Source organism: Bradyrhizobium sp. MOS001 (assembly GCF_004634465.1).
Lineage (GTDB): Bacteria > Pseudomonadota > Alphaproteobacteria > Rhizobiales > Xanthobacteraceae > Bradyrhizobium > Bradyrhizobium barranii.
The window spans coordinates 67,105-93,000 of the sequence record NZ_SPVJ01000013.1 but is presented as its reverse complement, the minus strand read 5'-3'; the positions used below and the strand labels follow the sequence as shown (position 1 = coordinate 93,000).

Annotated in this window: 21 protein-coding genes and 4 pseudogenes; 13 read left to right on the top strand and 12 right to left on the bottom strand. The window is 62.2% G+C overall.

Translation table 11 applies throughout. The features are described 5' to 3' along the window. Positions 1–110: 110 nt before the first annotated feature. A pseudogene (locus CT676_RS18760) lies at positions 111–1,905 on the bottom strand (POTRA domain-containing protein). Between the two features lie 131 nt (positions 1,906–2,036). On the opposite strand from CT676_RS18760, the gene CT676_RS18755 reads away from it, so the two are divergent. Both CT676_RS18755 and CT676_RS18750 read left to right on the top strand, forming a co-directional pair. After that, positions 2,037–3,284 (top strand): FecR family protein, encoded by a 1,248-nt coding sequence (locus tag CT676_RS18755; RefSeq protein WP_167768087.1) that lies wholly within the window; start codon positions 2,037–2,039, stop codon positions 3,282–3,284. A 61-nt stretch (positions 3,285–3,345) separates the two neighbouring features. Continuing rightward, positions 3,346–6,091 (top strand): annotated as a pseudogene (locus CT676_RS18750) (EAL domain-containing protein). Positions 6,092–6,110: 19 nt separating this feature from the next. On the opposite strand, the gene CT676_RS18745 reads toward CT676_RS18750, so the two are convergent. Next, entirely contained in the window at positions 6,111–6,371 is a 261-nt protein-coding gene (locus CT676_RS18745) for a hypothetical protein (protein ID WP_135215137.1), read from the bottom strand. Positions 6,372–6,648: 277 nt separating this feature from the next. On the opposite strand from CT676_RS18745, the gene rocF reads away from it, so the two are divergent. The 4 genes from rocF to CT676_RS18725 all read left to right on the top strand — a co-directional run bounded on the left by rocF (position 6,649) and on the right by CT676_RS18725 (position 9,985). Further along, on the top strand, positions 6,649–7,626 hold the full coding sequence (gene rocF, locus CT676_RS18740) for an arginase (RefSeq protein ID WP_135215136.1): 978 nt from the start codon (positions 6,649–6,651) through the stop codon (positions 7,624–7,626). Positions 7,627–7,786: 160 nt separating this feature from the next. Next, entirely contained in the window at positions 7,787–9,058 is a 1,272-nt protein-coding gene (soxC, locus tag CT676_RS18735) for a sulfite dehydrogenase (RefSeq protein ID WP_135215135.1), read from the top strand. Continuing rightward, positions 9,045–9,587, top strand: a complete 543-nt coding sequence (locus CT676_RS18730; RefSeq protein ID WP_135215134.1) for a cytochrome c — start codon at positions 9,045–9,047, stop codon at positions 9,585–9,587. Before soxC ends, CT676_RS18730 begins: the two co-directional genes overlap by 14 nt. Before the next feature lie 113 nt (positions 9,588–9,700). After that, the gene (locus CT676_RS18725; protein WP_135215133.1) at positions 9,701–9,985 is read left to right on the top strand and encodes a hypothetical protein; all 285 of its coding nucleotides are present in this window, start codon (positions 9,701–9,703) and stop codon (positions 9,983–9,985) included. A gap of 116 nt (positions 9,986–10,101) precedes the next feature. On the opposite strand, the pseudogene CT676_RS18720 reads toward CT676_RS18725, so the two are convergent. Further along, positions 10,102–11,335 (bottom strand): annotated as a pseudogene (locus tag CT676_RS18720) (divalent metal cation transporter). A gap of 816 nt (positions 11,336–12,151) precedes the next feature. Here CT676_RS18720 and CT676_RS18715 point away from each other — a divergent pair. Next, positions 12,152–12,325 carry a DUF3606 domain-containing protein gene (locus CT676_RS18715; protein WP_085405743.1) on the top strand — a complete coding sequence of 58 codons (174 nt, stop codon included), beginning with the start codon at positions 12,152–12,154 and terminating at the stop codon, positions 12,323–12,325. A gap of 34 nt (positions 12,326–12,359) precedes the next feature. Here the strand turns inward: CT676_RS18715 and CT676_RS18710 are convergent, their stop codons facing one another. Further along, positions 12,360–12,545: a hypothetical protein gene (locus CT676_RS18710; protein ID WP_014493715.1), complete on the bottom strand. Its 186-nt coding sequence runs from the start codon at positions 12,543–12,545 to the stop codon at positions 12,360–12,362. Between the two features lie 167 nt (positions 12,546–12,712). Next, positions 12,713–12,871 carry a hypothetical protein gene (locus CT676_RS18705; protein WP_193560894.1) on the bottom strand — a complete coding sequence of 53 codons (159 nt, stop codon included), beginning with the start codon at positions 12,869–12,871 and terminating at the stop codon, positions 12,713–12,715. A gap of 127 nt (positions 12,872–12,998) precedes the next feature. On the opposite strand from CT676_RS18705, the gene CT676_RS18700 reads away from it, so the two are divergent. The 3 genes from CT676_RS18700 to CT676_RS18685 all read left to right on the top strand — a co-directional run bounded on the left by CT676_RS18700 (position 12,999) and on the right by CT676_RS18685 (position 14,250). Then, positions 12,999–13,313 (top strand): hypothetical protein, encoded by a 315-nt coding sequence (locus CT676_RS18700; RefSeq protein WP_135215132.1) that lies wholly within the window; start codon positions 12,999–13,001, stop codon positions 13,311–13,313. 42 nt (positions 13,314–13,355) lie between these two features. Beyond that, positions 13,356–13,547 carry a hypothetical protein gene (locus CT676_RS18695; protein WP_231142698.1) on the top strand — a complete coding sequence of 64 codons (192 nt, stop codon included), beginning with the start codon at positions 13,356–13,358 and terminating at the stop codon, positions 13,545–13,547. A 454-nt stretch (positions 13,548–14,001) separates the two neighbouring features. Next, positions 14,002–14,250 carry a hypothetical protein gene (locus CT676_RS18685; RefSeq protein WP_014493719.1) on the top strand — a complete coding sequence of 83 codons (249 nt, stop codon included), beginning with the start codon at positions 14,002–14,004 and terminating at the stop codon, positions 14,248–14,250. Positions 14,251–14,288: 38 nt separating this feature from the next. Here the strand turns inward: CT676_RS18685 and CT676_RS18680 are convergent, their stop codons facing one another. From CT676_RS18680 to CT676_RS18665, 4 genes and pseudogenes are all read right to left on the bottom strand, one after another. Then, positions 14,289–14,486, bottom strand: coding sequence for a hypothetical protein (locus tag CT676_RS18680; RefSeq protein WP_028153017.1), 198 nt, complete (start codon positions 14,484–14,486; stop codon positions 14,289–14,291). Further along, entirely contained in the window at positions 14,483–14,683 is a 201-nt protein-coding gene (locus tag CT676_RS18675; protein WP_135215131.1) for a hypothetical protein, read from the bottom strand. The genes CT676_RS18680 and CT676_RS18675 overlap by 4 nt, the downstream gene beginning before the upstream one ends. A gap of 126 nt (positions 14,684–14,809) precedes the next feature. Continuing rightward, positions 14,810–15,127, bottom strand: a pseudogene (locus tag CT676_RS45270) (hypothetical protein); the annotation flags it as partial. 371 nt (positions 15,128–15,498) lie between these two features. Next, positions 15,499–16,101 carry a transcriptional regulator gene (locus tag CT676_RS18665; protein WP_135215130.1) on the bottom strand — a complete coding sequence of 201 codons (603 nt, stop codon included), beginning with the start codon at positions 16,099–16,101 and terminating at the stop codon, positions 15,499–15,501. A 111-nt stretch (positions 16,102–16,212) separates the two neighbouring features. Here CT676_RS18665 and CT676_RS18660 point away from each other — a divergent pair, with 111 nt between their 5' ends. Then, entirely contained in the window at positions 16,213–16,995 is a 783-nt protein-coding gene (locus CT676_RS18660) for an outer membrane beta-barrel protein (protein ID WP_071911808.1), read from the top strand. A gap of 914 nt (positions 16,996–17,909) precedes the next feature. Here CT676_RS18660 and CT676_RS18655 read toward each other — a convergent pair. From CT676_RS18655 to CT676_RS18640, 3 genes are all read right to left on the bottom strand, one after another. Then, positions 17,910–19,898 carry an acyltransferase family protein gene (locus CT676_RS18655; protein WP_135215129.1) on the bottom strand — a complete coding sequence of 663 codons (1,989 nt, stop codon included), beginning with the start codon at positions 19,896–19,898 and terminating at the stop codon, positions 17,910–17,912. Positions 19,899–20,902: 1,004 nt separating this feature from the next. Next, positions 20,903–22,432: an FAD-dependent monooxygenase gene (locus CT676_RS18645; RefSeq protein ID WP_135215127.1), complete on the bottom strand. Its 1,530-nt coding sequence runs from the start codon at positions 22,430–22,432 to the stop codon at positions 20,903–20,905. A 239-nt stretch (positions 22,433–22,671) separates the two neighbouring features. Next, positions 22,672–23,106: a response regulator gene (locus CT676_RS18640; protein ID WP_244623197.1), complete on the bottom strand. Its 435-nt coding sequence runs from the start codon at positions 23,104–23,106 to the stop codon at positions 22,672–22,674. Between the two features lie 461 nt (positions 23,107–23,567). Here CT676_RS18640 and CT676_RS18635 point away from each other — a divergent pair, with 461 nt between their 5' ends. Both CT676_RS18635 and CT676_RS18625 read left to right on the top strand, forming a co-directional pair. Continuing rightward, positions 23,568–23,891, top strand: coding sequence for a hypothetical protein (locus tag CT676_RS18635; RefSeq protein ID WP_135215178.1), 324 nt, complete (start codon positions 23,568–23,570; stop codon positions 23,889–23,891). Positions 23,892–24,551: 660 nt separating this feature from the next. After that, positions 24,552–25,820, top strand: coding sequence for a CoA transferase (locus CT676_RS18625; RefSeq protein WP_167768092.1), 1,269 nt, complete (start codon positions 24,552–24,554; stop codon positions 25,818–25,820). Positions 25,821–25,896: the final 76 nt, after the last annotated feature.

Genomic DNA, 25,896 nt, shown 5'->3' with positions numbered 1-25,896 from the left:
GCAAGCCCCCGGATCGAGCGATCGTGAGCAGGTTACGGGATTAAATTTAGGCAAGTCTGTGAGCAAGGCCGCAAAAGGGCCGCATGCCGGGTGTGCTCAAAGCGCGGCAGCTAGAGGCAGCCGCCCCTGCCGCGTTCGGGGCAGAGCCGGAATGCGCTCGAGAGGGTGAACAGGAAGCGTGGGCTACGGCGCTCGTTGTCTGGCGCCCGGTAGCTCAAGGGGACGGCCACGCCGAGATCGGCTTGAAGATCATCCGGCAGAAAGAACCGCACGCCGGCTCCGGCCGATGTCAGCGACAGGCCGTCGCTCAGGCGGTAACCGTCGTTCCAGACTGCGCCGGCGTCGCCAAAGGCGTAGAGCTGATAGCCGGTCCAGTAGCGGAAATTGAGCTTCTGGTCGAAGCGCAGCTCGAGCGAGCCGGCAAGACCGTTGTCGCCGCTGATCTCGGCCGCGCCATAGCCCCGGCCGAAAGCCGCGCCGCCGAGATAGAACTGCTGCGAAATGAACAGCGGCCGCGATGCCGTCTGGCTGGCCGCGGACAGCTTGAGCGACCAGGCGTCGTTGAGGGTCTGGTAGCGCGTGAACCAGAGGTTCAGCACCGAGAAGTTCGACGCGGCGCCGTCGCGCGACAGCAGATCGTCGTCGAAATGCGAGGCACCGAAGATGTCGAGACCTTGGCGGTAGGTCAGCGTCGCGAAATTGGTGCCGCCGAAGCGATCCTGGAGCCGGTAATCGGCGGTCAGGCTCGCGGTCCTGATGTGGTCGTTGTACCAGGGGCCGTAAAGATCGTGCTCGGACACGTTGCTGAAGGCGCCGGCCAAGGTCAGCGTCAACGCCGATGATTGCGACATGAAGGGCACGGTGCTTGCCCGCAGCTCGAACGCCTCTGTCGTGGTGATGTCGCTGTCGAGGCGGCGGGCGTCACCCGGCCGGACCGCGCTGTACAGGACGGAAGCGCCGAGGCGCACGCCGTCGACGCCGACCGGGCGCGTCATAGGATAATCGCGCAAAGCCAAGCTCACGCGGGTCGTTGGCAATGGTCGACAGGTTGACCGCCAGCGTATCGCCGGGCGTGAGATAGGAGTTGAAAGCGCCGGTCGCGTAGGTCTGCCACGGGCCGACCGACGATGAGCCCAAATTATCCACGCCGACCGACGAGAAGACGTGCCAGGTTTTCAAATGGACGATGAGGCGAAAGCGGCCGGTGGCACCGCCGATCTCCTCGAGCGCGGTGTCGGTGATCCGGATGCCCGGCCCGCTGTTGATGAGGAAGAACTGACGCTCGAGCGTTGCCAGGCGCGACGGCTGCTCGGCGAGAACCGGCCCCAGCATCGGCCTCACGCCAAACTGCTCGGCGCCGTCGCCTTTCAGCTCGGCCTGCACGATGGCGCCTTCAATCACCTGGATCCGGACGCGACCGTCGGCGATGTCCTGCGGCGGCACGATCGCCCGGCTCAGATGAAAGCCGTCTGCGCGGTAGAGATCGCTGATCGCGCCGGCGATCGTGGCGAGGTCGGCTTGCGAGACCTTCTTGCCGAGATAGGACTGATAGGCTGCGGCGATGCGATCGCGGGGAATGGCTTGGGCGCCGCCGACATCGATCCCGCGCAACACGAATTGCGGTTTCGTATCCCCGCCTGTGTTGGGCCGGCCGACCGCCGGCAGCGTGACCGGAGGACGGCTCAGCGATTCCTGCTCGGTTTGGTTTTCAAAGTATTTCTCGGGCTGCCGCGGATCGAAGCCGGGCTGGTTCGCCTGTTGAGCGAACGCCTGCGAAATTCCCGTGATCGGTGCCGCCAGCACCAGCGCAATAAGGAGATGCCGCTTCTCAATGCGCGCAGCGAGCTGCTCACCGTAGTTTAACGGAGCAGTGCACAAGAGCCGGTAAGAGTTCGTTAGCTGCATGATTTTTCTTAGTTTTTTATGGTCAATGATTGGTTAATGCAGCCATTGGACTTGCCGGTTCCCGCTAATTCTCTCTTGAGTGATTTCGGATACGCCTCAGGACTGGCTGTAGAGCGGCACTGAGGATCGTGATGCTGGGCAGAGTTGGAATGCGGTGCGCCTTCGTGGCCGCGCTGATCCTTGGTGCGGCCTCGTTCGCATCTGCCGCGGACGATGGCGTCTGGTCAGTCAGCAAGTCCTCGGGTGAGGTCTGGCTTGCCGCCAACGGCGCGCCGCCTGTGTCATTGACCCAGGAAGGGACGCTGAGGGTCGGTGATACCATTCGCACCGGACGCAACGGACGCGTGCTGCTCGTCCGCGGCGAGGAATCGATTTTGATCTCCCCGAACTCGGTGGTCGGTTTGCCGGCCGAGAAGAAGGAAGGGCTCGCGACCACCATCATCCAGCAGGCGGGTTCGATCCTGCTCGAGGTCGAGAAGCGCAACGTCAAGCATTTCGAGGTCGAGACGCCGTATCTCGCCGCCGTGGTCAAGGGAACGCAATTCAGCGTCACCGTGAATGCTGGCAGCACCAAGGTCGCCGTGCTCCGCGGCCAGGTTGAAGTGTCCGACTTCAAGTCCGGACAGATCGCACAGGTCATGCCGGGACAGGCCGCCACCTCCTTTGAGCACGGCAAGCCCGGCCTCAGCCTGAGTGGTGCCGGGACCTTCAATCCGATCGAGCACGGCAAGCCGCGCGCCTCGACGATCGAGCGTGTCCCGGTGCCGAAATCGGGCCTGTCGGCACCGCGCAATGCGGCGAACGGTCATGCGATCCATGCGCTCGGTCCGATCGACAAGGGGACCAAGGCGGCCGGCGCGCCGGCGCAATCGCATCAAGCGGCCGGTGGTCAGGCGCCCAAAGGCGGCGTCGTGCGCATCTCCAGTTCGCTCGGCGAGGTCAAGCTGAACGTCCACAAGGTCACGAACGGGCTCGCTCACGGCGCCGCGACAACGGGGCACGTGCGCAATGCGAACGCCAGCACCGGGACCGAGACGGTCTGGAGCGATACGAAGGCGAGCACGACGACCACGGCCGCCAACAGCTCCAACGTGACGGCGGTTACGGTGAGCAGCAGTGCACCCGCGGCCAGTGCCACGTCGACGTCGTCAAGTACGACGACGACGGTTGCGACCACCTCTGGTTCGACCAGCGATGTGTCCGGCGGAAGCGCCGGGAGCGGAAGCAACGGGACTGGTACGACCAGCAACGGAAGCGGCGGCACCGGCAATAATGGCAACAACGGCAACGGGAACAGCGGAAACGGGAATAACGGCAACAACGGTAACGGCAATCATGGCCACCACTACGGTTGGTATTGGGGCAGAGGCCATCGCTAGGACCGTGTCGTCGGCATAGGGGAGCGCCTGGCGGCAGGGACCGCCGGTGCAGGGGAGCAAAGTGAAACGCCATCGGCCGCATATTCTTGTCATGATCGCGCTTGCGGTCGTGCTGTCCACGGGGTGGCACGGCGCGCTTCGCAACGCGCTCACCGATCTGCGCTTCGCCTGGCAATCGCGTACGGCCAGCGGCAATGTCGTCGTGGTGGCCATCGACGCACCCTCGATCGACCAGATCGGGATATGGCTCTGGCCGCGCCGGCTCCACGCGGAGCTGTTGCACAGGCTCGAGGCGGCGGGGGCACAGGACGTCGCCTTCGACGTCGATTTCAGCACACCATCGGATCCGGCCTCTGACGAAGCCCTCGTCACCGCGCTTCGGGAGGTTGGCGGTTCGACGATCCTGCCCTCCTTCAAGCAGCCGACGCCGAATGGTGGCGTGGTTCACATCAATCGTCCACTGAAGCCGTTCAGCAACCAGTCGTGGCCGGCCGTCGTCAATGTTGCGATCGAATCCGACGGGCTCGTGCGCCGCTATCCGGTCGGAGAGAAGCTTGGCGATGCCGTGATGCCGTCGATGGCCGTCGTGCTGGCCGGGCAGGACGCCAATCGGCGCCCGCCCTTCCTGATCGATTTCGGCATTCGTGCGGCCTCCATCCCAAGTGTCTCCTATTTTGACGTGCTGCGCGGCGATGCCGCGACCTTGGACAAGCTGAGAGACAAGAAGATCATCGTCGGTGCTACCGCGCTCGAACTGGGCGACCGGTTCAGCGTTCCCAACGGCAAGATCGTCTCTGGACCCGTCCTCCAGGCCCTGGCGACGGAATCGATCCTCCAGAACCGGATGCTGCGCTGGACGTCCGATGTCGGCATGATCATTGGCTTGGGCCTGATCTGCCTGGCGATGATGTATTCGTGGCGCCGTTCCGCACCGGGCGTCCGTGTCACGATCCTCGTCGCGGCAGGAGCGGGCGTGGAACTTGCCGCTGCGCTCGTGCAGGCGAGCTGGCCGCTCATCATCGACACGTCGCTGTTTCACATTGCGATCATTGCCTATCTGACCGCGATTGCACTCGACGAGATCGATTTCCGTAGTCTCCTGGGACGTATTGCCGAGAGCCGCTTTCATCGTATCGCGATGTCGCTCGGCGACGGTCTGATCTGCACCGACGAGGATCATCGGATCACGGTGTGGAATCCGGGCGCCAGTGCGATCTTCGGTTACATGCCGACCGAAATGATCGGGCGTCCGTTCGAAACGCTCTGTGCGGAGCCCGCCGGCGGTGGCGCAAAGGCATTTGCCATGCGTGATGCTGCGCGCCAGGCGCTGTTGGTGCCCGGCGGTGCCGTCATCGTCGAGTTCCAGGGGCGGCGGAAGAACGGCGAGACGTTCCCGGTCGAAGCGAGCTTTTCGGGCTGGCAGGGCACGGACGGCTTCCAGTACGGAGCGATTCTGCGCGACATCTCGGTCCGCAAGCGCGAAGCCGAACGCGTCAGGTATCTCGCCGAACATGACGCGTTGACCGGTCTTGCCAACCGCAACATGCTGCATGCGAATCTCGCCAATCTGATCGCCGCGGCGGAGCCGCGATCGTCCGACGTCGCGCTGCTCGTGCTCGGCCTCGACGGCTTCCAGCAGATCAACGACATGCTTGGACATTCGGCCGGCGACCTCGTGCTGCGGGCCGTCGCGGAGCGCCTCCGGACCAAGGTCGATGGCAAGGCGGTCATCGCCCGGCTCAGCGGCGACGAAATTCGCCATCGCGCTTGATTGTACGGAGGCTGGCGAGCCGATTGTGGAGTTTGCCGAGCGGATCGCGCGCGCGTTCGAAGTGCCGCTCGCAACGGGCGCGCGCCAACATCGCGTCAGGATCAGCATCGGCGTCGCCGTCTATCCGGAAGGCGGGCACAACGCCGACGATCTTCTCGGCAATGGTCATCTGGCGCTGAGCAAGGCAAAGATGACGCGTCGCGGCAGCCACGTGATCTTCGAGAGTGCGATCAGGCAGGAGCTGGAGAACCGGCTGACGCTGGAGAGCGAGCTGGCGCTTGCCGCGGATCGCGGCGAGTTCGAACTGTTCTATCAGCCACAGGTTCGGCTGGTCGACGGCAGCCTGCTCGGGGCCGAAGCGCTCATCCGTTGGCGGCATCCCGTGCGCGGGTATGTATCGCCCGGGGAATTCATGCCGGTGGTCAACGCCTCGTCCCTGTCCGAGCGGATCGCGAACTGGGTGATGGAGACCGCCTGTCGGCAGGCGCGAGCCTGGGAATTGTCCGGAAACAGCGTGCGCGTCGCGATCAACCTCTCGCCGTCGCAGCTCGAGTCCGGCGACCTCGCGCATTCCGTTGCGGCGCTGCTCGCGGAGACGGGGCTCACGCCGTCACTGCTCGAGCTCGAAGTCACCGAGGATATCCTGCTGCATGACGAAAGCCGCGTGCTCGACATGTTCGAGCGGATCCAGCAGCTCGGCGTCCGTGTTCTGTTCGACGATTTCGGCACGGGCTATGCGAGCCTGAGCTATCTGAAGAAGTTTCCGCTCGACGGGCTCAAGATCGATCGGTCGTTCGTGCTTAACCTGCTCGCCGATTCCAACGACGCCGCGATCGTCGGCTCGACCATCGGTCTCAGCAAGCAGCTCGGGCTCACTGTCGTGGCGGAGGGCATCGAGAACCGTGCCACGGCCGACTTCCTGGTCAGCATGGGATGCGAGGAAGGGCAGGGATATTTCTTTGGCCGCCCGATGCCTGCCGAGGCGTTCGAGAGGCAATTCCTGCCGGCTGAACTCGAAGCTGTCAGCGCGGCCTGAACCGCTTCGACTCCGACCGCTAGCGCCGGCGTGCGACTGCGACGCCAAAGAGGAAGGCGACGAACAGACTGGCCAAGGGCGCTTCGCGCGTGATCGCGGCGACCGTCGCGAGCGGTTTACCCGGCTTTCGAGCGTCGTCGATGACATGCGTCAAGCGGTCGACAGCGGCGCGCAAGCCTCCTGCGACCTCTCCGATCGTGTGGGAGACGTCGGCCGCCGCGTCGATGGCGCGCTCGGCCATGCCGGGCTGGGACGGGGGCTGCGGAATCTCGGTGCTCAAATTCGTAAACTCCGCTTCTGATGAAGTGAATGAGGCCGGCACCTTTGGCTATCCGCGCGAGCGCTCGTTTTGAACAGCGGGTCCGAAGACCTTTGGCTATCCGCGACAGGCGCCGTAATGTATGGCGGGTGCCGGCCTTGCAGGGAAAATGCGGCGCGCGGGATTTTGTTCCGGGACGGCTTCTCGCGCGGCGTCTTTTCGGCGGGAAATACCCGTGAAACGACGGGTCCGAATCTCTGTTAGGCTGTCACGACCTTGTGGATGTCAGGAGACTGCCGTGACCGATCGGACCATGCCGGATCGAGCCCGGCGCATCGCCTTGCTCGGCGCGCCCATCGACATGGGCGCTTCGCAGCGCGGCACCTTGATGGGCCCTGCGGCGCTGCGCACCGCCGGGCTTGCGGCATTGCTCGAAAGCCTTGATTTCGAAGTTGTCGATTATGGCGATCTCTCCGTGGCGGAGGTCAGGGACCTCGCTGACAGGCTGCCCGAAAAAGCCAACCACTATCGCGAAATCCAGCGCTGGACGCGCCTGCTGAGCCGCAGAGGCCATGAGATCGCACAGACCGGCGCGTTGCCGATCTTCCTCGGCGGCGATCACACATTGTCGATGGGCTCGGTGAATGCCATGGCGCGCCACTGGCAGGAGCGCGGACGCAAGCTGTTCGTGCTCTGGCTCGACGCCCATGCCGATTACAATACGCCAGAGACGACGATCACCGCAAACATGCACGGCATGTCGGCGGCGTTCTTGTGTGGCGAGCCCGGCCTCGACGGATTGCTCGGCGATGATCCGCGCGCCTCGATTGATCCCGACAGGCTGGACCTGTTCGGCGCGCGTTCGATCGACAAGCTCGAAAAGGAATTGATGCGCACGCGCCGGATCAGGGTTGTCGACATGCGCCAGATCGACGAGTTCGGCGTCGCCGTGCTGATCCGGCGCGTCATCGAGCGCGTCAAGGCGTGCGATGGCGTGCTCCATGTCAGCTTCGATGTCGATTTCCTCGATCCGTGTGTGGCGCCGGGGGTCGGCACCACGGTGCCGGGCGGAGCGACCTATCGCGAGGCGCATCTGATCATGGAGCTGCTTCATGATTCCGGCGTGGTCGGATCGGTCGACATCGTCGAGCTCAATCCGTTCCTGGACGAGCGCGGTCGCACCGCGCGCACTGCGGTCGAGCTGATCGGCAGCCTGTTCGGACAGCAGATCACCGACCGCCCGACGCCGAGTAACGCGATCGCACCGGGCGAGTGACGCCGAGAGCTGTTTTGCATTGCGAAGAACGGATTGGCTGTTGCGGCTGGCTGATCTAGATCAGTCCTGGTCGAAATCGCCTGTTTTTGAAATAGGTGCGGATTGCAAACGCCCTTCGCGGAGGGTTTGATGCGGGGCGCGCTTCAGCCGAGGATCCGCAATGAGCAGCACGATCGACGCCGCCGGAAAATCCGCGAGAACATCACGCCGTCGCTTCCTGCAGGTCGGCACCGCGGTGGCGGGCGGCGCCGTTCTGGGCGCTGTTACGTCGGCCGCGGCGGAGACGGACAACCTTCCGCCCAACATTCCCGAATGGATGAAGGCGCCGGGCGAGCCGATGGGAGCCCAGCCCTATGGCGCGCCGTCACCGTTCGAGAAGGGCGTCGTCAAGAACATCTCGAAGACTCTCAAGCAGTACATATCGGCCTCCAGCCGGACGCCATTGCAGGAGCTCGACGGCATCATCACGCCGAATGGACTGTTCTACGAGCGGCATCATGGCGGTGTTCCGACCATCGACCCGGCGCAGCATCGGTTGATGCTGCACGGCCTCGTCGAGCGGCCTCTGATCTTCACGATGGACGATCTCAGGCGCTTTCCGTCGGAGTCGCGCATCCACTTCCTCGAATGCTCCGGCAATCCCGGTTACACCAAGCCCTATGGCAAGACGGCATCGGACCTCGTGGGTCTGGTGAGTTGCGCCGAATGGACCGGCGTGAGCCTGAAGCTCGTGCTCCAGGAGGCCGGATTGAAACCGGACGCCAAATGGGTCGTCGCCGAAGGCGCTGACGCCGCCGCGCTGACGCGCAGCATTCCGATCGAGAAATGCCTCGAGGACGCCCTTCTGGTCTACAGCCAGAACGGCGAGCGCTTGCGTCCGCAGCAGGGCTATCCCTTGCGGCTGTTTCTGCCGGGCTTCGAAGGCAATATGAGCGTGAAGTGGCTGCGCCGCCTGCACGTGACTGCGGAGCCCACTTATTCGCGCGAAGAGACCTCGAAATACACCGATCTCTTGCCCGACGGCACGGCGCGCGAGTTTTCCTTCTACATGGAAGCGAAGTCGATCATTACGCGCCCCTCGGGCGGTCAACGCCTGAGCGCGCCCGGCTTCCACGAGATCACCGGCATCGCCTGGAGCGGACATGGCAAGATCAAGCGTGTCGAGGTTTCGGTCGATGACGGCAGGAGCTGGCAGGATGCGCGATTGCAGGAGCCGGTGTTGACGCGCGCCCTCACGCGCTTCCGCCTGCCTTGGCAATGGGACGGCAAGTTAGCCGTGATCCAGAGCCGTGCCGTCGACGAGACCGGCTATGTGCAGCCGACGCTGGCCGAGCTGCTCGCGGTGCGCGGCGAGAACTATTTCTACCACAACAACGCGATCTGGCCCTGGCGCATCGCGGCCGACGGCGAGGTGACCAATGCGCTGGCGTGAGACCTGCGGCGTTGCCGTCGCAATCGTGCTGGGTGCCTTCGCGAGCGGAGCGCAGGCGCAAAGCCCTTATGGCATCGGTCGCCCTGCGACGGCTGCGGAGATCGCGGGCTGGAATATCGATGTCGGACGTGACGGCCGCAATCTACCGCAGGGAGGCGGTTCGGTCAGCCATGGGCGCGAGGTGTTCGCCCAGCAATGTGCTTCGTGCCATGGCGATAAAGGCGAGGGTGGCTTGGGTGACCGGCTCGCCGGTGGGCAGGGCACGATCGCAACGGCCAAGCCGATCCGCACCGTCGGCAGCTATTGGCCTTATGCGCCGACGCTGTTCGATTATATCCGCCGCGCCATGCCGCAGAACGCGCCGCAGTCGCTGAGCGACGAGGACGTCTATGCGGTGTCCGCCTATATCCTGAACCTGAACGGGCTGGTGGGAGCCGATGCGACACTCGATGCCAAATCGCTTTCGGCTGTCAAAATGCCGAACCGCGACAGCTTTGTCGGCGACGCGCGCCCGGACGTGAAAAAGTGATCGCATCGGGACGATCGGTTCCGCGCAGTGGCTCGGAACTTGCTTAAGCGAAGGGCGGAACTCGCAGGATGCGTTTGAGTTAACCCGCGAGAGGAAACAGCACGGGTCCTTCGATGACAACACATCGCTTCGCAAACTCCATGTCCTCGGCGCTTCGCCATCCCGGCGTGATCGCGCTGATCGTGGCCGGCTTGGCGATTGCTGCGATGGTGATCGTCGATCACGGGCCGTGGAACCGCGCCAAGACTCAGCCGGCTCATGTTGCGATGTATGCGACGACGGGCGAGGCCGCACATGCCGCCGGCGCCAAGGTGCTTCCCACCGCACCGAAGTCGCCGGTCGAGCCGGAGCGGCCGGGGCCGAAGACATCTCCGACCGTCAATCCCGTGACGCCGTAATACGGTTCATCAGCGTGCGGGCCGTGCTCGCGGCCTTCATCATCGTCGTCGCGTCGCAGATTTTGGCGTCGCAGATCTTGGCATCGCAGATCTCGTCGTCGCTGTCGCCGGTCTGGTCAGCCGATCGCGGACGAGCCGAGCAGAGCGAGGACGGCCAGCACCATGATCGCGGTGCCGAGCCAGCCCAGCGCGACCAGCCGTGAGCGGGCCTTGAAGCGGCCCATGATCGCACGGCTCGAGACGATCAGCATCATCATGGCCATGACCGGTACGGCAACGATGCCGTTGAGCACCGCGCTCCAGACCAGCATGTGTATCGAGTCGATGCCGGTGAAGCCGAGACCGAAGCCGATGATGGTTGCGGCCGCGATGATGGCGTAGAAGCCGACCGCCTTTTCCGGCTTCGCCTCCAGCGTGGCGTGCCAGCCGAAAGTCTCAGCAACGGCGTAAGCCGCCGAGCCCGCGAGTACCGGGATCGCCAGAAGGCCGGTGCCGATGATGCCGAGCGCGAACAGCGCGAAGGTGAAATCGCCGGCGAGCGGACGCAGCGCTTCGGCCGCTTCCGTCGCCGAGTTGATCCTGGTGATGCCATTGCCGTTCAGCACGGCCGCCGTGGTCAGGATGATGAAGAAGGCGATGCTGTTGGAGAGCAGCATGCCGACGATGGTGTCGGCCTTGATGCGCGCGATTTCAGGGGCGCCCCCGGTTGAAAGGTCGCGCAGCGGCTTGTCGCGCTTGCCCTGGTTCATCTCCTCGACTTCTTGCGAGGCCTGCCAGAAGAAGAGATAGGGCTGATGGTGGTGCCGAGCACGGCGACGAAATAGTCGGCGCTGATCGTCGCCTTCGGCCATACCGCGGCGAGCAACGCGGTGCTCCACGGGATCTCCACGGTGAAGGCGGTGGCGACATAGGCGAACAGCGTCAGCGTCAGGAATTTCAGCACCGGCGAATAGCGGCGATAGGGCACGAACACCTGGAGCAGGGTCGAACCCGCCGCGAAGATCAGGGCGTGCTCGTGATTGAGCCCGCCGATGACCAGCGAGAGCGCCTCCGCCATCGCGGCGATGTCGGCGGCGATGTTGAAGGTGTTGGCGATACGAGCAGCGAGACGAGCCCCAGCACGATCCAGCGCGGCGCGAGCTGCAGGACGTTGGCGGCGAGCCCTTTGCCGGTGACCCGGCCGATGCGAGCGCTGACGAGCTGAATCGCGATCATGAACGGCAGGGTCAGAAACACCGTCCAGAGCAGCCCGTAGCCGAATTGCGCACCCGCCTGCGAATAGGTGGCGATGCCCGACGGATCGTCGTCGGCTGCGCCGGTGATGAGCCCGGGCCCCAGCCGTTGCAGCAGCCCCGGCCCGGACTTCGCCGATCCTTCGGCGCTGTCGTGCGTGGCGGCGTGCTGCTTCGATCGGTTTGACAGGGGCTGACTTTCCGGCTTCCGGAATTGCGAAGTGTGCTTCAAGCCCGTCATGGCCGCAAAGTTCCTGCGTCGGCCAGCGCCCGCGCCGTCTGCTGATGCCAACACCCCGTCATCCTTTGACACGTCGGGCAAAACACACGTAGAGTAGTACCATCACAGAGATCGTCGAGCCCGCACCGTCACCGGTTGCGGGCTCTTCCTTTTCCCTCCGTTCAAAACGGTCGCCAGCCTCTCGCGCGATAAGATGTCGCCGACAGTCGGCCGATCCCTGGACACGGAAGCCGTCGGCGATCAGGCAGCACCTGCTCGGCTGTCCGCTGTCGCGCGGCACGGTTTGATTCTCATGCCAGTGGCGTCCGCCGACCGGTGGGGTTATCGTTGCTGTGATTCGCGCCTTCCGAAAACCTGGAACCAAAGCTGGATGAGCGCGTCGCGGTGCCGCTCGACGGGCCGTTCCAACCCGCCCCGGCAGCAAAGTCACGGTGCGGTCCTGCCTTGCCCAAGGCGGGGCCGCGCGCCGTACGAGCAAAGAATTTGCAACGACAAAAGGGGGCACATTTGGCCGCCGATCTGGTTTTCAGAATTGCAATTGTCGGGCTGTTTCTGTTTTCAGCGGTGCTCGCTTCCATGCTGTGGCTGAACGTGTGAGCCTCGACGCGTGAGCTCCGACGTATGGTCTCGTCCTGCCGTTTGGAACGGCCGGTCCATGGTGGCGTTTTGCTCTTCCATGAGGGAGGACACGCGATGGACAATCTGACGAAGCGCGGGCAACCGGACCGCAGCAAGATCAACATGCACGAGGCCTTCGAGGTCAAGTACTGGACGCACGCGCTCGGCATATCGAAGGAGGAGTTGCAAAAGGCCGTCGACAAGGTCGGCAATTCCGCCGCCGCCGTCCGCAAGGAATTGGCGAGGTAACGCGCCCAATGCATGCGCGCCGACGCGCGTGCCGCTACTTGATGCTGACGAACATGCCCCAGGCGGCGGCCAGCGCGCCGCCGGTGAAGACGACCACCGGGTTGTCGCAGAACGTGCTGCCATAGCTGCACACGTTCGCACCGAACTGGCCGAGCTCGTGATGGCTCGCGGAGTAGAACAGTCCCGACAGCACCAGCAATGCGGCGGCGACGTAATACATCGACGGAATCTCCAGCTTGCCCATGCGCCCTCGCAAGGGACATGTCCCAGCATGACGCGGGGAGATTTCATTCCGCCGAATCCGCTTCGCCGCATTTGGATAAAATTCGAAGCGTCAGGTAGCAGAGTGAACCGTGTGCCAACGCGCGGGCCACGACGGGCGACCCACTAGGCGCGCAGGCCCTGCCGGGTCGAAATCCTCTTCATGCCGCCGCAGGCGCAATGGACGATCGCATCATCGGCGTACATTCCCAAAATCGTTTCGATGTCGCCGGTGCGGTAGGCGTCAAGCCAGTCAACCGCAGCGGCCATCGGGTCAAAGGACATGTTTCCTACCTACGTGCCGTTATTGGCCGCAGCTTTAGGCAAGGCACCGTGAACCCGAAGTGAAGATCGTATTGACTCATTGTTCATGATTTGTTCTTATTGTCCCGTCGTCAGGTGGAGATGGGCCGTGGATAACCGCATCAATGAAATCCGCAACATCGTCAGAGCGTTACGCGTCAGCATGCGAGAGGCCGAGGCCATCATGCATGAGCAGATCAATCGCGACGAGGACTGCACCTTCGTGGCGGAAGAGATCATGAAGATGCGCGTCGTGATGAGCGGCCTGGTTCACGAGCGGACACGGCTCGGCGACAGCGAACCTATTCTTGTGAACAGCCTCTTCGTTCCGCGCCGGCCGCCGGCAGCGCCGCGGACTGGTCTTGCCAAGCGCCGCCTCGTACCGCGCGGAATTGAGCAGCAACGGGGCCACGCACGCCAGTGATCATGGATGGACAATCTCAGGCGGTTTCCGGCGCCGTGGGTCATGATCGCGGAAGAGGAGTGCTTCCGAGTCAAGGACGCGAACGGCTTCACGATCTGCTGCGTTCTTCATCGCGATGATCTGCACTCGTGGGGCTACCAATATGCCCACCAGTATCTATCGCGCGACGAGGCGCGACGGATCGCAACGGCAATCGCGCGATTGCCGGAGCTGTTGAAGCGTCCTCAGTATTGAGCTGTTCGCTTTGCCAGGTCCCCCATTGGAACTTCTTGCTCCAAACTGGAATTAGCTTTGTGGTCGGCCCACCGCCGATGGCCGGCCTGGAATGGCGGCTCCGGCGCCCCCAGCCCCCCGTCCCGCGCCGGGGCCGTTTTCAGGAGTTAGGGCTGGTCCGACAAAAACATCGGTGCAGGCCCTTTGCATCATCGGCAGACCTTCAGCAGGCACCGGTAGATCGTGTTCTGGAGATCGTTTTCGGTCTCGACGAAACACGCCTGAAACATTGCTGAAACCCGATTGTCCTGAACGCCGCGCCCGTTGGCCCCGACCAACGGAGCGAGAAGGAGACAAGTCATGATCCAGGTCGGTTCGAAGGAAGAAGTCGCGTTTCTGCTGGCGCTGTTCGGCACCCACACCCAGCCGGTCAAGCGACCGAACCCGAAATCGCAGCAACGCTGAAGGCTGAGCCATGCCCGGTTTGGCCGATTGCCAGAGCCTCTTGCGTCTCTTGATCGCAAGGGGCGATCCGAGGGCTATTCCGCTCGCCAAAGGCGCCATCGATCAATACTTGAACACCGCGCCGGCCAGCCTCCGGGGGCGTGGCCTGCGCGTCCTCCAGCGCGACGCGCTCGACCAGCATGGTGCCGCGGTGGGGGTGCAGCGCTCCTTCGCCGAGACGGTGGACGCCTATATCGAGCGCAAGCTTGCGGAGGAGTGACGCCTTCCGGTGCGGCGGTTCAGGCGCGTGGCTGCCAGTCAGGCTGCGATGGGCGGCGTGGCTTGCGCCAGCAACAGCCCGATCTTCCGGTCGAGCTGCCAGACCTCGACGTTGCCCCGGCGCGTGAACTGTTGTGCAACGCGAAGCGCGGATGCATCGGAATCGGCCTCGAACGCTTCGGCGGAGCGAAACACGCCGTTCTCGCCGACCAGATAGGCGCGGTATTGCCGGCTCATGTCGGCGCCCTCAGGCCCGGCGAATGCAGCCAGGACTCGATCTGCATGGCCGTCTCGTCCTGTCGCGCCCGGCGCAGCAGGATCTCACGGCGCCGTCCCGGCGCAAGCGCCTGGGCCTCGTCGCGAAGGCGTGCAGCCTCGTCTGCGAGCCGCTCCTTGAGAGTTTTGACCTGTTTAACCCGACGCCGCTTCAGCATGACACTGCTCCCTCATTAGAGTGGGGCGGGAGCGCAACTGGCGTTCTCATCACCGACCGATGCCAAGTGCCGCTGCGGTGACATTTCAACTCTACGCTTCGGGCCGAGGAGAGTCAGTATCATTTGTTAAGTGGTTCGAAGAATCTCTCGGGCGTCATCGCAGCTCGGTTTGAGCAGTTTATTTCCTATCGCGTGCAGGTAGTTCCTAAGTTCACGATTGAACGGAAGTGGCGTCGGCGATTGGAGGTCTATCCTCCTTGTCTGCGCCCGCGCCACGATTTTGAGCGCTTGATCTGACAAAGGCCGTTGCAGCGCCTTGGCCTCGTCCCATGGCGCCCGCAGCCAAACATCTCGTTCTTCGGCCGTCGTCAGGATCACCGGCATTGCCTTTTGATGAATGGGCTCGACAATGGCATTCGGCGCCGTCGTGAGAAAGCCATAGACCAACGTCCCGGGGACCTAGCGCAGGGCAGGGATTCCGAAATGCACGGGCTGACGCTTTCGACCCATTCGGAAAGTACCACCTATTCGAAAAGAGGTGGCTGAGCGAAGTCGATCTCAGGGGCTTCGCTTTCGAGGCTGGCGAGGTGTCGAAGGGGGCCGCCCAGACTGGCTCGGCATTGCTAAGCTCGCGGATCACTACCGTGAGGTACTCGCCGCCGCCGCACTGGTCGCGGGACGTGGTACGCGGTCCTGCACATCATGCGAGGTCCGCGGGTTTTCTTTGCCGTTTTCTGGCTTGAAAGAATTTCCCCTACGAGTCCACCAGCCCGGTCGCAGATAAGTGCTGGGAACGGGGCTCAACTTGAGAAATGCTAAGGCCGCTCGACCAGGGTCTTTCGCGGTCGACCAAGCTTCGGACGGGGTGGTCTGACCTTGGGCTCAGTCGACGGCACGACCTCCAGCCTGACCCGGAAAGTCTCAAAGAGACTTAGGACCCGGCTTAGCTGCGGATCGACGGTTCCTCCGAACGTCTTGTAAACCGTCGTCCGCATAATGCCGAGTTCGCGCGCGAGCGAGGTGACGTTCTGCGATTTGACGACGGTGCTCAGCTCCCGGATGGTGTCAGTCGGATCGTCGAAAGCGAAGGCTTGACTGAGCCGTGTAGCGATCGCGCTGGGGCTGGCGATCCCGGACGCAGGCGTAACCCGGGCCTTTACGTTCAGCGCTTCGAGCAGCCTAAGAACCCGGCTGAGCTGCGGGTCGATTCGACCGCCAAACGTCCTATAGAGGGTGTCGCGTCGAAGGCCCGCGTCCCGTGCCAGGATCTGTACGTTATGAGCTCGCGTGACGAGGCTGAGCGCCGTCTTAGCCTTTAGTATCTCATTTTCTTCAAAGTTATCAGATAGATAGATGGCGATAGCCGCTGGATTGTCGCGGACTAAATTGGCTATGTCTTCTTCGTTGCCAGCCAGCATTTCCAGAGCGTTTGTCCGTCACTGTGGCCTTCCAGCTACAGCATTATCGGCCAATACGTCTAGATTACCTCACAGACATCGACGACGCTTCCACTTGGGGTAATTTTGACAATGAAAAAGACTTTGCTCGCTCTCGCCGCGGTTGTGGCGATGACCGGTTCGGCCTCGGCCGCTGACCTGGCTGCCCGTCCCTATGTGAAGGCTCCGATGCCGGCGCCGGTCGCCAATTGGACCGGCTTTTACATTTTCGGCGGTGGCGGTGGCGGCCTCTCGAATGCTGACCAGAGCGTTGTGGATACGGTTTCCGGTACGCCGCTGACGATCACACAGCGCCAGGGCGGCTCGGGCTGGTTCGGCACCGTGGGCGCCGGTTACGACTGGCAGTTCAGCGGCACCTGGGTCGCTGGCGTGTTCGCTGACGGTCAGTTCGGCAGCATCCGCGCCACCATCCAGGATCCGCTCAATCAGATCACGGGCTCCCAGAAGCTCGAGACGTCGTGGGCCGCTGGTGTGCGCCTCGGCTGGCTGGCCGCCCCGAACGTTCTCACCTACGTCAACGGCGGTTACTCGGGCGCCCACTTCGGCCAGACCAACTTCACGGACCTCGCCGGCGTTCCCGTCGGTGCCCACCTCAACAGCTACAACCGCAACGGTTGGTTCATCGGTGGCGGCGTCGAGAATAGCCTGAACTTCTTCGGCATCAGCTCGCCCGGCTGGTTCATGAAGACCGAATATCGTTCGGCCTTCTACAACGCCAAGACCCAGGACGAGCTGTTCGACGTCGGCAACGTTCCGGTCGGCAACAGCATCCGTGCCAACAGCTGGAATCAGACGATCTCGACCTCGCTGGTCTACCGCTTCAACTGGACCGGTCCGGTCGTCGCGAAGTACTGATCTGAACTGAACCAAAATTCAGACGTCAAAGCCCCGGCATCGCCGGGGCTTTTTCGTTTGTCCTGAACGCTCGTGCAACACGAAGTGCGATGGGATCCAGGCAAACGCCTAGCGCTGGAATATGCAAAATGACCTGCACGATCACATTGAATGCCGAATTACGCTCGCCCGGACCTCCGCGGCGGGCTTTGTCGTTTCGGCCGGTAATGAAGGTCGGGGGTGCTTTCGGCCTCGGCTACGTTGCCGGCGGCTGTGGCTGAGCGTTCTTGGAAGCTTCGGCGCGACGGGCGATTTCGACGAAGAGCTTTGGCTGCGTTCGCAGGAGAATACATGAGCACTGACCGACAGAAGCCGCGCCAACCGCGGATTGAGTCAGATCCCCCAGCTCAAGGCATTGCGGAATTGACCGGTTGGCCGCGCTGGATGGCCGACGCGCTTGCATACAGACCACAGAGCCCGGCTCTAGGCGTCGGCTCGCCGGGTGAAACGGCTGCATTGGAGGGCAACGCGACCGGTTCGGTGGGCTTGGCGTCTCTCTAGTGCAAGTCTCAAAAGTCCCTGAAAACACTGGCGATCACTACAATATGGTAGGGGGCGTACCCCCCAAAGGTCAAGTCGAGGCAAGCCCAATTGATGTGACCGTTGTGACAGTGCTGTGACCACAATTTGCCGACGCACGCGGCATGGGGGAAACTTGCAAGCGTCAACCTATCTGATGCCCCCACAAAAAAATCCGTCATTCTTCGCAAGTTTAAGTTGGCGCACATCCCAGCGTGTACTTGTCGGACACAGGAGAGCTCGTGCATGAATCCAAATCTTACTCCTGTTACTTCATACGTGATCGACAACGTGCACCACGCGCACGACGAAGTATGCGAGAGGACGGACCTCGTCGAGCGCGAAGGCGAAATGGATCAGTTCTCAGTTGGTGCGCCTGAAGACATCGCGTTCGATCGACCCAGGATGAACGTGCGAAATGTTGAGGCAGCCCTATCGGTCATGAAAGTCGATCCGGCCAAGGTAAAATGCGTAGCGTCCCAATAAAGCCAATGGCCTGCGTGATACGTTGGGCACGTTTGGTAGCAGAGATAATCGACCGGTTTGAGCAAGTCGACCCTTCCGGGATACTTAGACTGCACACGGGCGAGCATTGCATTGATGGCTGCGCCCGCCGCTACCGCGTTCACCTTTGACATGGGCGAACATGGGGGAGGTGGCACATGAGGCAGCGGCCCTTGAAGTAACCGCGGCCGATTGATCTCGCAGCCGGCAGGAACTTGGGCGCCCACAATCATTACACGCCGAACAGGCGTTAACACGCGTAGCGTCTCAGAAAGGGCCGCTTCGAGCTTGGCGAACGATCCAGCATCGTTCGGCCACATGCCTGGTTGGTCGTAATCGATGCCCGCATCGTCATAGGTTTCCCACCGCTGGATGAATATCAGCGGGCGCGTTTGGGTCTCAAGTTGAGCGATTTGCTCATCGCGACCCCGAAGACAATCCACGCGTCGTCGCGATCTGATGGCTGCTCCTTTGACAATCGGGCATCCGGCAGTGCCAATGTACTGAAGGTTTCCACCTAGGCTCTCGACTAACGGCAACATTGCCGCCACGTACATTTCAGCATGGGAGTCTCCAGCCAAGTCAACAATCGGTAGGCCCGGCGGCCAAACGACTTGATCAGTAGTGGGAGAACTGTCGAGCCTTCCATCCGCCAAAACCGACTCAGGCACCCGCCATGCAAAGCCCTTCAGAATGAATGTTGCGTGAGTCAGAATCGCAAATGCCAGAATAGCCGCGCTGAATTTCATCAATGTCTTCAACGGCGCTCCAGAGGCTGCGCCTCCAGCAACGATGAAGCGACGTTCCACGAAATAGTACATGCTGGTAGCGACGAAAAGCATCGTTACAAGCATGACTATATTGCCTCCAGCAGTGTCGGCCGCCTCACCAAAGATGAAGCGCGAGTAGAAAATGATCGGCCAGTGGCAAAGATAGAGTGAATACGAGATTGTTCCGATGGCGGTTAGCGCCTGAGAGCGTAGAGCGCGAGAAACGAAGGTTGTATCTCCGGTCCAAATCACAGCAGCAGCGCCAAGGCATGGGATCACAACGAGCAATTCTTGCCGTGACGTGTCTGGCTGCAACAAAAGGGCACTGGACAAGATCACAGCGAAGCCAGCCGCCGAAAGCAATTCACGGACCGATTGGCGGCGTGGCGTTTGACCGGCGAAAAGCACCAAGGCGCCACAACCGAACTCGAACATGCGAAACGGCATCAAGAAGAAAACGGCAGAGCTGTCGATGGGGCCAACCCATATCGTGGCCAAGAAGGATGCAAGCGACAACAGGACGATTGCCGATCTTATGCATCCAACGCGCGCCGCGGCGATCAGGAGTGCGGGCCAAATAAGATAGAACTGCTCTTCAAGCGACAGCGACCAACAGTGAAGCAGAGCGAGTTCGTCCGACTTCGCTGCGAAGTAATGGCTTGCTTCTCTCCAATATTGGATGTTTGCGATCGACAGCAGCGCATGCGTGCACTCCTTCGCAATATCGAGAAACAGTAGAGGCGCCGTCCATAACGCGCCCGACAGGTACGTCATAAGCACCGTGAAGATCAGGGCTGGATAGATGCGCCTCGTTCGTCGCAAGTAGAACGCGCTGAAGGAGAAGCGACCGCCAGCGTCGTCCACGAGGATATTGCGAGTGATCAAGTAGCCGGAGATGACGAAAAAGACGTCGACTCCGACGAAGCCGCCCTGAAAGCCCGGTACTTTCAAGTGAAACAGCAGAACGCTCAGGACAGCAATCGCTCGAAGTTGAACGATTTCCCTGCGAAAGCTCGTCCCCTCCGAACCTATCATCTCCAATGAGGCCACCAGAAGCTGCAACGTTTCCAAATATTTCTACTGGATTGCAGTCTATTACCTGAGAGGATTTCAGGGTGTAAACCTCAATTTTGGCTTCAAATAAAGGTAGCCGTCCTACCCGCCGTACAGCGATCTAGACAAACAGCTAGGGCCAATCCCGCTATTGGGGTCTAACTCTAGGGGAAAAAGGCAAAGACAGATGCACGAGGGAGTGGACAGGGCGCTAGGCCCCGCCCTTTCTTAGGTTCTCGCTTCGCCACAGCGGTTGGAGGTTGCTGAAGTGGCATAGCGCGATCAATTCGCTTGGTGTTCGCGCCGACGAAAGCAGCCTGATATGATCGACTTCCCATTGCCGATACCTCTCCCAACGCATTCCCGTACGAAACTGACCAGCGATATGATCGCGTAATTCGGTATGGTCGCAGCCGACCGCATAAGCGGGGCTGACGCGGCCCCTCAGAGCCATGCCAGTCCGTCTCAGCGTATTGCGGTACATCCTGAACGACGGATCTCTGAAGCCTCTCAGCGCCTCTCACTGGCGTGCCTTCTCATTGGTGACGTTGTCGCGATAGCGCGTGAGAAGCTGCGCAACAGTGATTGTATTGAGAGATCGTACGTCATTGGGGATCAAAGTCCGATCTAACTCGGCTTCGATCTGCCGTGCCCAACGTTGTGCATCAGATTTTGATTGAAACGACTTGGCTTGTTGTGTGTGTCCGTGGCGTCTGACTTGGACCTGCCACTTCCCGTTCCTGAACCGTAGGCTTGCCATTCAAAAAGCTCCTCTCGCGTGACCAGCTTGTGACCGGCCGGTCTGAGGAGCTTTTGAGGAGCTACCACCAACGCTCTAAGAGGTTGGTAGATCGAGAGAAACACTGGCGCACCCGACACGATTCGAACGTGTGACCTTTGCCTTCGGAGAGCAGCGAGCGGCGTAATGTTCGGATATTGAGCCGTGTTTCGAAAACCTGATGCCAATCAAGCCCGCGGAATCCCGCGGGCTTTGTTTGTATGGCGCCTCTGACGTTCGCGCGCTACACCGCAGCAGCCGGTCCAAACCAGGTGGTCAGCGCGTCCTCGAGTCCTCGTTGGCTTTCATCGCCGACCCACGCCACGTGCCCGTCTGGCCGAACCAGCACGGCTTCGGGCGCGGCGACCTGCCCGATGGCGGGGAGCTCCCACGCGCCGTCGTGGCTGGCGTTGACGACCCTGATGCGGTCTGCCCAGGGTGCGATGTCGAACCCGCCGGACTTGCCGAAATTGATCAGCAGGGCCTGCGCTCCGTGCAGCAGCGTGAACAATCTCTGCGGATGGCCCTCGACGATCAGGTCGAGATCGGGCATCCGGCGCCCGAGCAGTTCGTGTCCTTCGCCGAGATCATAGCGGATGTCGAGTCCGCTCATCATCGCGCCAAAACGTTGGCGCGGCTCGTCCATGGCGAGCAGGTCGGACACCACGTCGCGCGCGGCCTTGAGGCCAGCCTCGCCGCGGCGGAGCATGGCGATTTGCGCCAGGGTGTTGCGCAAGACGCGCGCAGCAACGGGATGACGCTCGGCGTGGTAGGTATCGAGCAGGCCGTCGGGCGAAATTCCCCTGACCACCTGCGCCAGCTTCCAGCCGAGATTGACCGCGTCCTGCACGCCGGTGTTGAGGCCTTGCCCGCCGACGGAGTGATGGATATGCGCGGCATCGCCGGCGAGCAGCACGCGCTCCCGGCGATAGGACACGGCCTGCCGCGCCGCATCGGTGAAGCGGGAGATCCAGGCGGGATTTTGGAGCCCGAAGTCGGTGCCGTACACGGCGACGAGCGCATCGCTGAGATCGCGCAGGCCGGGTTCGCCGGTGCGGTCGAGCGTCGCTTCCGTCACGACGACCAGCACGCGACCGCTCTCCGCCTTGCTGAGGCCGTGAAAGCCGATGGCGTCGTGGCGGAGACCCCATACCGGCTCGTCGCGCATCTCGACTTCGGCCATGAGATTGCTGAGCGTCGGATCGGAGCCGACGAAATCGATGCCGGCCTTCTTGCGTACCCGGCTGCGACCGCCGTCGCAGCCGACGAGGTAGCTTGCGCGCAATGTCTTGCCGCCGGCGAGCGCAACGTCGATGCTGGTCGCATCCTGAACGAAGCCGATCACCTCGGAGTTTCGATAGATCGGCACCGCGAGCTCCTCGACCCAGTCGGCCAGGATGCGCTCGATGTGGCTCTGCCGCAGCGCGAGGCCATAAGCGTGCCGGGTGGGGAGATCGCCGATGTCGAGCCTGGTCCAGGCGAAGCCCGCGAGCTGGGTGACTTGCCCCTCGCGCAGGAAGCGCTCCGCGACGCCGCGCTGATCGAGGATCTCGATGGTCCGCGCGTGCAATCCGCCGGCCCGCGTACCGACGAGCTCCTGATCCGGGCGCCGCTCGACCACGGCGACGTCGACATCCGCGAGCGCGAGCTCGGCGGCCAGCATCAAACCGGTCGGGCCGCCGCCGGCGATCAGCACGGCATGGTGACTCGCGCGGCTGGCGCCGGCCCGCTTGGTACGGCCGCGCGGCCGGGACGACGGAAGCAATACAGGCATGTGGACCCCCTCGCGTTGCTGCTTTGGATGCTCATTGGGGCGGGGGTTCTACGGCAGGGCGGGGGACTTGAAGCAAGCCCCTTGCGCACCACATATCAAACTGGGAGGAAGGGCTCCTTCTTCCGCGTTCGCCGTGTTGACACGTCGGGCAAAACACCGGCTGAATGGCATCATCGACCTGAGTTTGGTTCGACCCGCGCGGGAGCTCCCGCCGCGGGTTTTCTTTTGGGCTCTGGCGTTCAGCGAACGCCGGTGGTTCGCCGCATGGTGTCGGGGGGCTCCTCGAACGAAAACGGCTTCCTGATCATTGGCAGGCCCCCGCGCCGCGGTTCGCGCCCCGATAATTGCAGGATCTTCAATTCCGGGCGTAGCTGCTTCGCCAGTTCGGCCAGTTTCTGACCGTCCATGCCCGGCATACTGATGTCCGTGATGAGGATGGAGATGTTCTCGTTCTGCCTGAGCCGATCAAGCGCATCCGGGCCGCTTTGGGCGCTTGTCACCTCGCAGCCGAGATCTTCCAGCATGCCCACGATGACGTCGAGGACGCCGGGATCGTCGTCAACAACCAGTACAGTATGGCTCATCGCGCGCACGGTCCTTTGACCGAAGGAATAAACGCGCCGCTCTTCGGCTAAGTTCCGGCACGGTGTGGTCGAACGAGGGATGTTTGACATGTCGAAACACTGGCAAATGACATCATCGAGACGAGTTTGGTCACCCGCGCTGGAAGCACCCGCCGCGGGTTTTTCGTCTCGATTTTGAGATCAGACGGTGGCCGCGCATCCGGCCACGCACTCGCTAGACCACGTTCAAGGAACGCCGACCGGCGCGGCGCCGGGTCCGTTGCTCGCGCCGCTGCGGTCTCGGGGCTCACGGACATAGGGTTCGCGCCCGAGACGATCGCGCTTGGTCACGCGATCTGCCGCTTTCTTCCTTTTAGTGGAGAGACGATGACCGCCTAACTGATATCGCTCGCACTCGCGGGCTTGGTTGCAATCGTGTTGTGGGAGACATTTTCTTGAAAGATGAGATCGAAGGCGAGCTCGCGAGCGAGCCGGCCCGCCCGCCCGCGCGACGGAAGACGTCTAAGGCGCGGATGCTGACCGAGACTGATTGTATCCTTCTACTTCGCCAAGTGTCGTTTCGAGAACGTTGCAAGGATCATCAACCAGATGATGAAATCAGGGCGATCGTGGCTGAGACACTTGCCGAGCAACACAGGCTGCAACAGGAGAGCATCGATGCCTTCGTACTGAAGGCCGTCGCATCGGTGCTAACTTCCTTCGGAATCGAACACGACGACCGGAAGGAGCTAAGGGCTGATCTCCAACACGTGCGGAGGTGGCGAAAGAGCGTGGAGCAGGCGCAGAGCTACACCTTCAAGGCCGTTATCACGGTGATCGCGACCGGACTGATGGGGGCCGTTTTGCTAGGCGTTAGGGTCGTGCTGGGCAAGTGAGCTCCCACGGTGCCGACATCTCTGCACTTGCACGCACGCTATTTCCCGCAAACGGGCCGTACAAAATTCGTATCGTTGATGCATCCGATGACGACCTCGTCGATACGTTGGCTGATCTGCATCGGTCGACGCTCTTCGACGCGGCGGCCATGCCGCAATTCGAGTTGGGAGCGTGGTGGCATGGCGATGAGGCGGTCGCATTTGCCGGCGTCATACCGTCGACGCACATTCGAAACGGCGCTACTTCTCAGGGTCGGCGTGCTGCGACGGCATTCGGAGCGGGGACTTCAGGGGGCTGCGTATCGAAAGGGATGCCATTCTCTTGAATACGACGGACAACTTCATCCAGGCGGGCTATCGGCTCTTCGAGCCAGAGGACCCGAGGCCTCGGCGCACACGCTCTATTGGCGGAAGTGGCTTCGCTGAGCGGGGTTTCCCGTAATGCGGAACGAGTTTTTCTCGGTGCAGGATGGCCAATGCGAGACACAGCGTAGCTCGCACTCCCAAAATGTTCGGGCCCGACGGCTTGATGGCTGCCGGGCTCTTTTTGCGTATTGAAGCGATGCGGGTGAAGCACTTGCGAAGTTGGCGGCGCCGGGCTTTAAGTTTGCTCTTGCAAGAAATTCGGCAACCATAAGCCGATGTAAGGGAGCGCCGTCGATGCCCACCAAGCCTCAATTACCGGAACGTTCGTCGCGGGCGACGGGCGCGCCTACCGCGCTCGACGGTCTGTTGGTCGTCGATTTTACGCGGGTCGTGGCGGGGCCGGCCTGCACGCAGACGCTTGCCGATTTCGGTGCACGCGTCATCAAGATCGAGAATCCGGATGGTGGCGACGATACGCGCGCCTACGAGCACGCCGAAATCGGCGGCGAAAGCGCCGCTTATCTGAGCCTGAACCGCAACAAGCGCGGTATCGCGCTCGACCTGACCGTGCCGCAGGCTCGCGAGATCGCATTGGACCTGATCCGGAAGGCGGATGTGGTCGTGGAGAATTTTTCAAGTGGAGTCATGAAGAAATTCGGCCTCGACTACGAGGCGGTCGCGCCGCTCAACCCGCGGCTCGTCTATTGCTCGATCTCGGCTTACGGACGCTCAGGACCATTTGCCGCGCGGCCCGGCTTCGATCCCATCACGCAGGCGGAAAGCGGCTTCATGTCCCTCAATGGGTTTGCCGATGGGCCTGCGGTTCGTACCGGCCCCCCGATCGTGGACATGGCGACGGGGATGTCCGCCTGCAACGCCATCCTGCTGGCGCTTTTGGCGCGCGATCGGCTCGGCCGTGGGCAGCATGTCGAGGTCGCCCTGTTCGACGTCGCCATGGGCATGACCGGCTTCTACGGCATGGCCTATCTGATCAACGGCGAAAACCCTGGCCGGTTCGGTAATTCGCCGAACGGGTCCCCCACGGTCGGTGTCTATGAAGCTTCCGATGGGCCGCTTTACCTGGCCTGCGCCAATGACCGGCTCTATCGTCGGCTGGTGGTCGAGGTGCTGAACCGCCCCGATTTGATCACTGATCCGCAGTTCGCGTCGCGCAAGGCGCGCTCTGAGAACAAGGAGCTCCTGCGGGCAGCCATTGCAGAGGTCTTCGCGAGCGATACCCTCGAGAACTGGATGGCAAAGATGAAGCTGGCCAATATCCCGGTCGGCTATCTCCGAACGGTCGAGGAGGGGTTCAATGCGCCCGAGGCCCGCGAGCGTCATCGCCTGAACAGGATTCCGCACCGTACCGCGGAGTGGGTCCCTAATATCGAACCTCCGATCAATATGAGCCTGACGGGAGCAATTGATCCCGTCGCTGCTCCCTTGTTAGGCGAGCATACCGAAGACGTCCTGCGTGATACGCTCGGTTACGACGAGCGCCGGATTTCGGAGTTCACTCAGAAGGGCGTCTTTGGATCAGGCAAGCCATCGACCTCAGGCTAAGCTTGAGCGGTCAGCTCCGTGGAGCCAGGCATCGCAAAGCTTGCGGAAAGCTGCTTTGAGAACACGGTGTACGCGA

Coding starts and splice junctions, on each gene's coding strand:
- CT676_RS18730 (WP_135215134.1), top strand. CDS start 9,045: ATGCGCTGGCGTGAGACCTGCGGCGTTGCCGTCGCAATCGTGCTGGGT.
- CT676_RS18705 (WP_193560894.1), bottom strand. CDS start 12,871: ATGTCCTTTGACCCGATGGCCGCTGCGGTTGACTGGCTTGACGCCTAC.
- soxC (WP_135215135.1), top strand. CDS start 7,787: ATGAGCAGCACGATCGACGCCGCCGGAAAATCCGCGAGAACATCACGC.
- CT676_RS18755 (WP_167768087.1), top strand. CDS start 2,037: ATGCTGGGCAGAGTTGGAATGCGGTGCGCCTTCGTGGCCGCGCTGATC.
- CT676_RS18715 (WP_085405743.1), top strand. CDS start 12,152: ATGGACAATCTGACGAAGCGCGGGCAACCGGACCGCAGCAAGATCAAC.
- CT676_RS18710 (WP_014493715.1), bottom strand. CDS start 12,545: ATGTATTACGTCGCCGCCGCATTGCTGGTGCTGTCGGGACTGTTCTAC.
- CT676_RS18625 (WP_167768092.1), top strand. CDS start 24,552: ATGCCCACCAAGCCTCAATTACCGGAACGTTCGTCGCGGGCGACGGGC.
- CT676_RS18685 (WP_014493719.1), top strand. CDS start 14,002: ATGCCCGGTTTGGCCGATTGCCAGAGCCTCTTGCGTCTCTTGATCGCA.
- CT676_RS18645 (WP_135215127.1), bottom strand. CDS start 22,432: ATGCCTGTATTGCTTCCGTCGTCCCGGCCGCGCGGCCGTACCAAGCGG.
- CT676_RS18695 (WP_231142698.1), top strand. CDS start 13,356: ATGATCGCGGAAGAGGAGTGCTTCCGAGTCAAGGACGCGAACGGCTTC.
- CT676_RS18675 (WP_135215131.1), bottom strand. CDS start 14,683: ATGCTGAAGCGGCGTCGGGTTAAACAGGTCAAAACTCTCAAGGAGCGG.
- CT676_RS18665 (WP_135215130.1), bottom strand. CDS start 16,101: ATGCTGGCTGGCAACGAAGAAGACATAGCCAATTTAGTCCGCGACAAT.
- CT676_RS18640 (WP_244623197.1), bottom strand. CDS start 23,106: ATGTCAAACATCCCTCGTTCGACCACACCGTGCCGGAACTTAGCCGAA.
- CT676_RS18680 (WP_028153017.1), bottom strand. CDS start 14,486: ATGAGCCGGCAATACCGCGCCTATCTGGTCGGCGAGAACGGCGTGTTT.
- CT676_RS18725 (WP_135215133.1), top strand. CDS start 9,701: ATGACAACACATCGCTTCGCAAACTCCATGTCCTCGGCGCTTCGCCAT.
- CT676_RS18660 (WP_071911808.1), top strand. CDS start 16,213: ATGAAAAAGACTTTGCTCGCTCTCGCCGCGGTTGTGGCGATGACCGGT.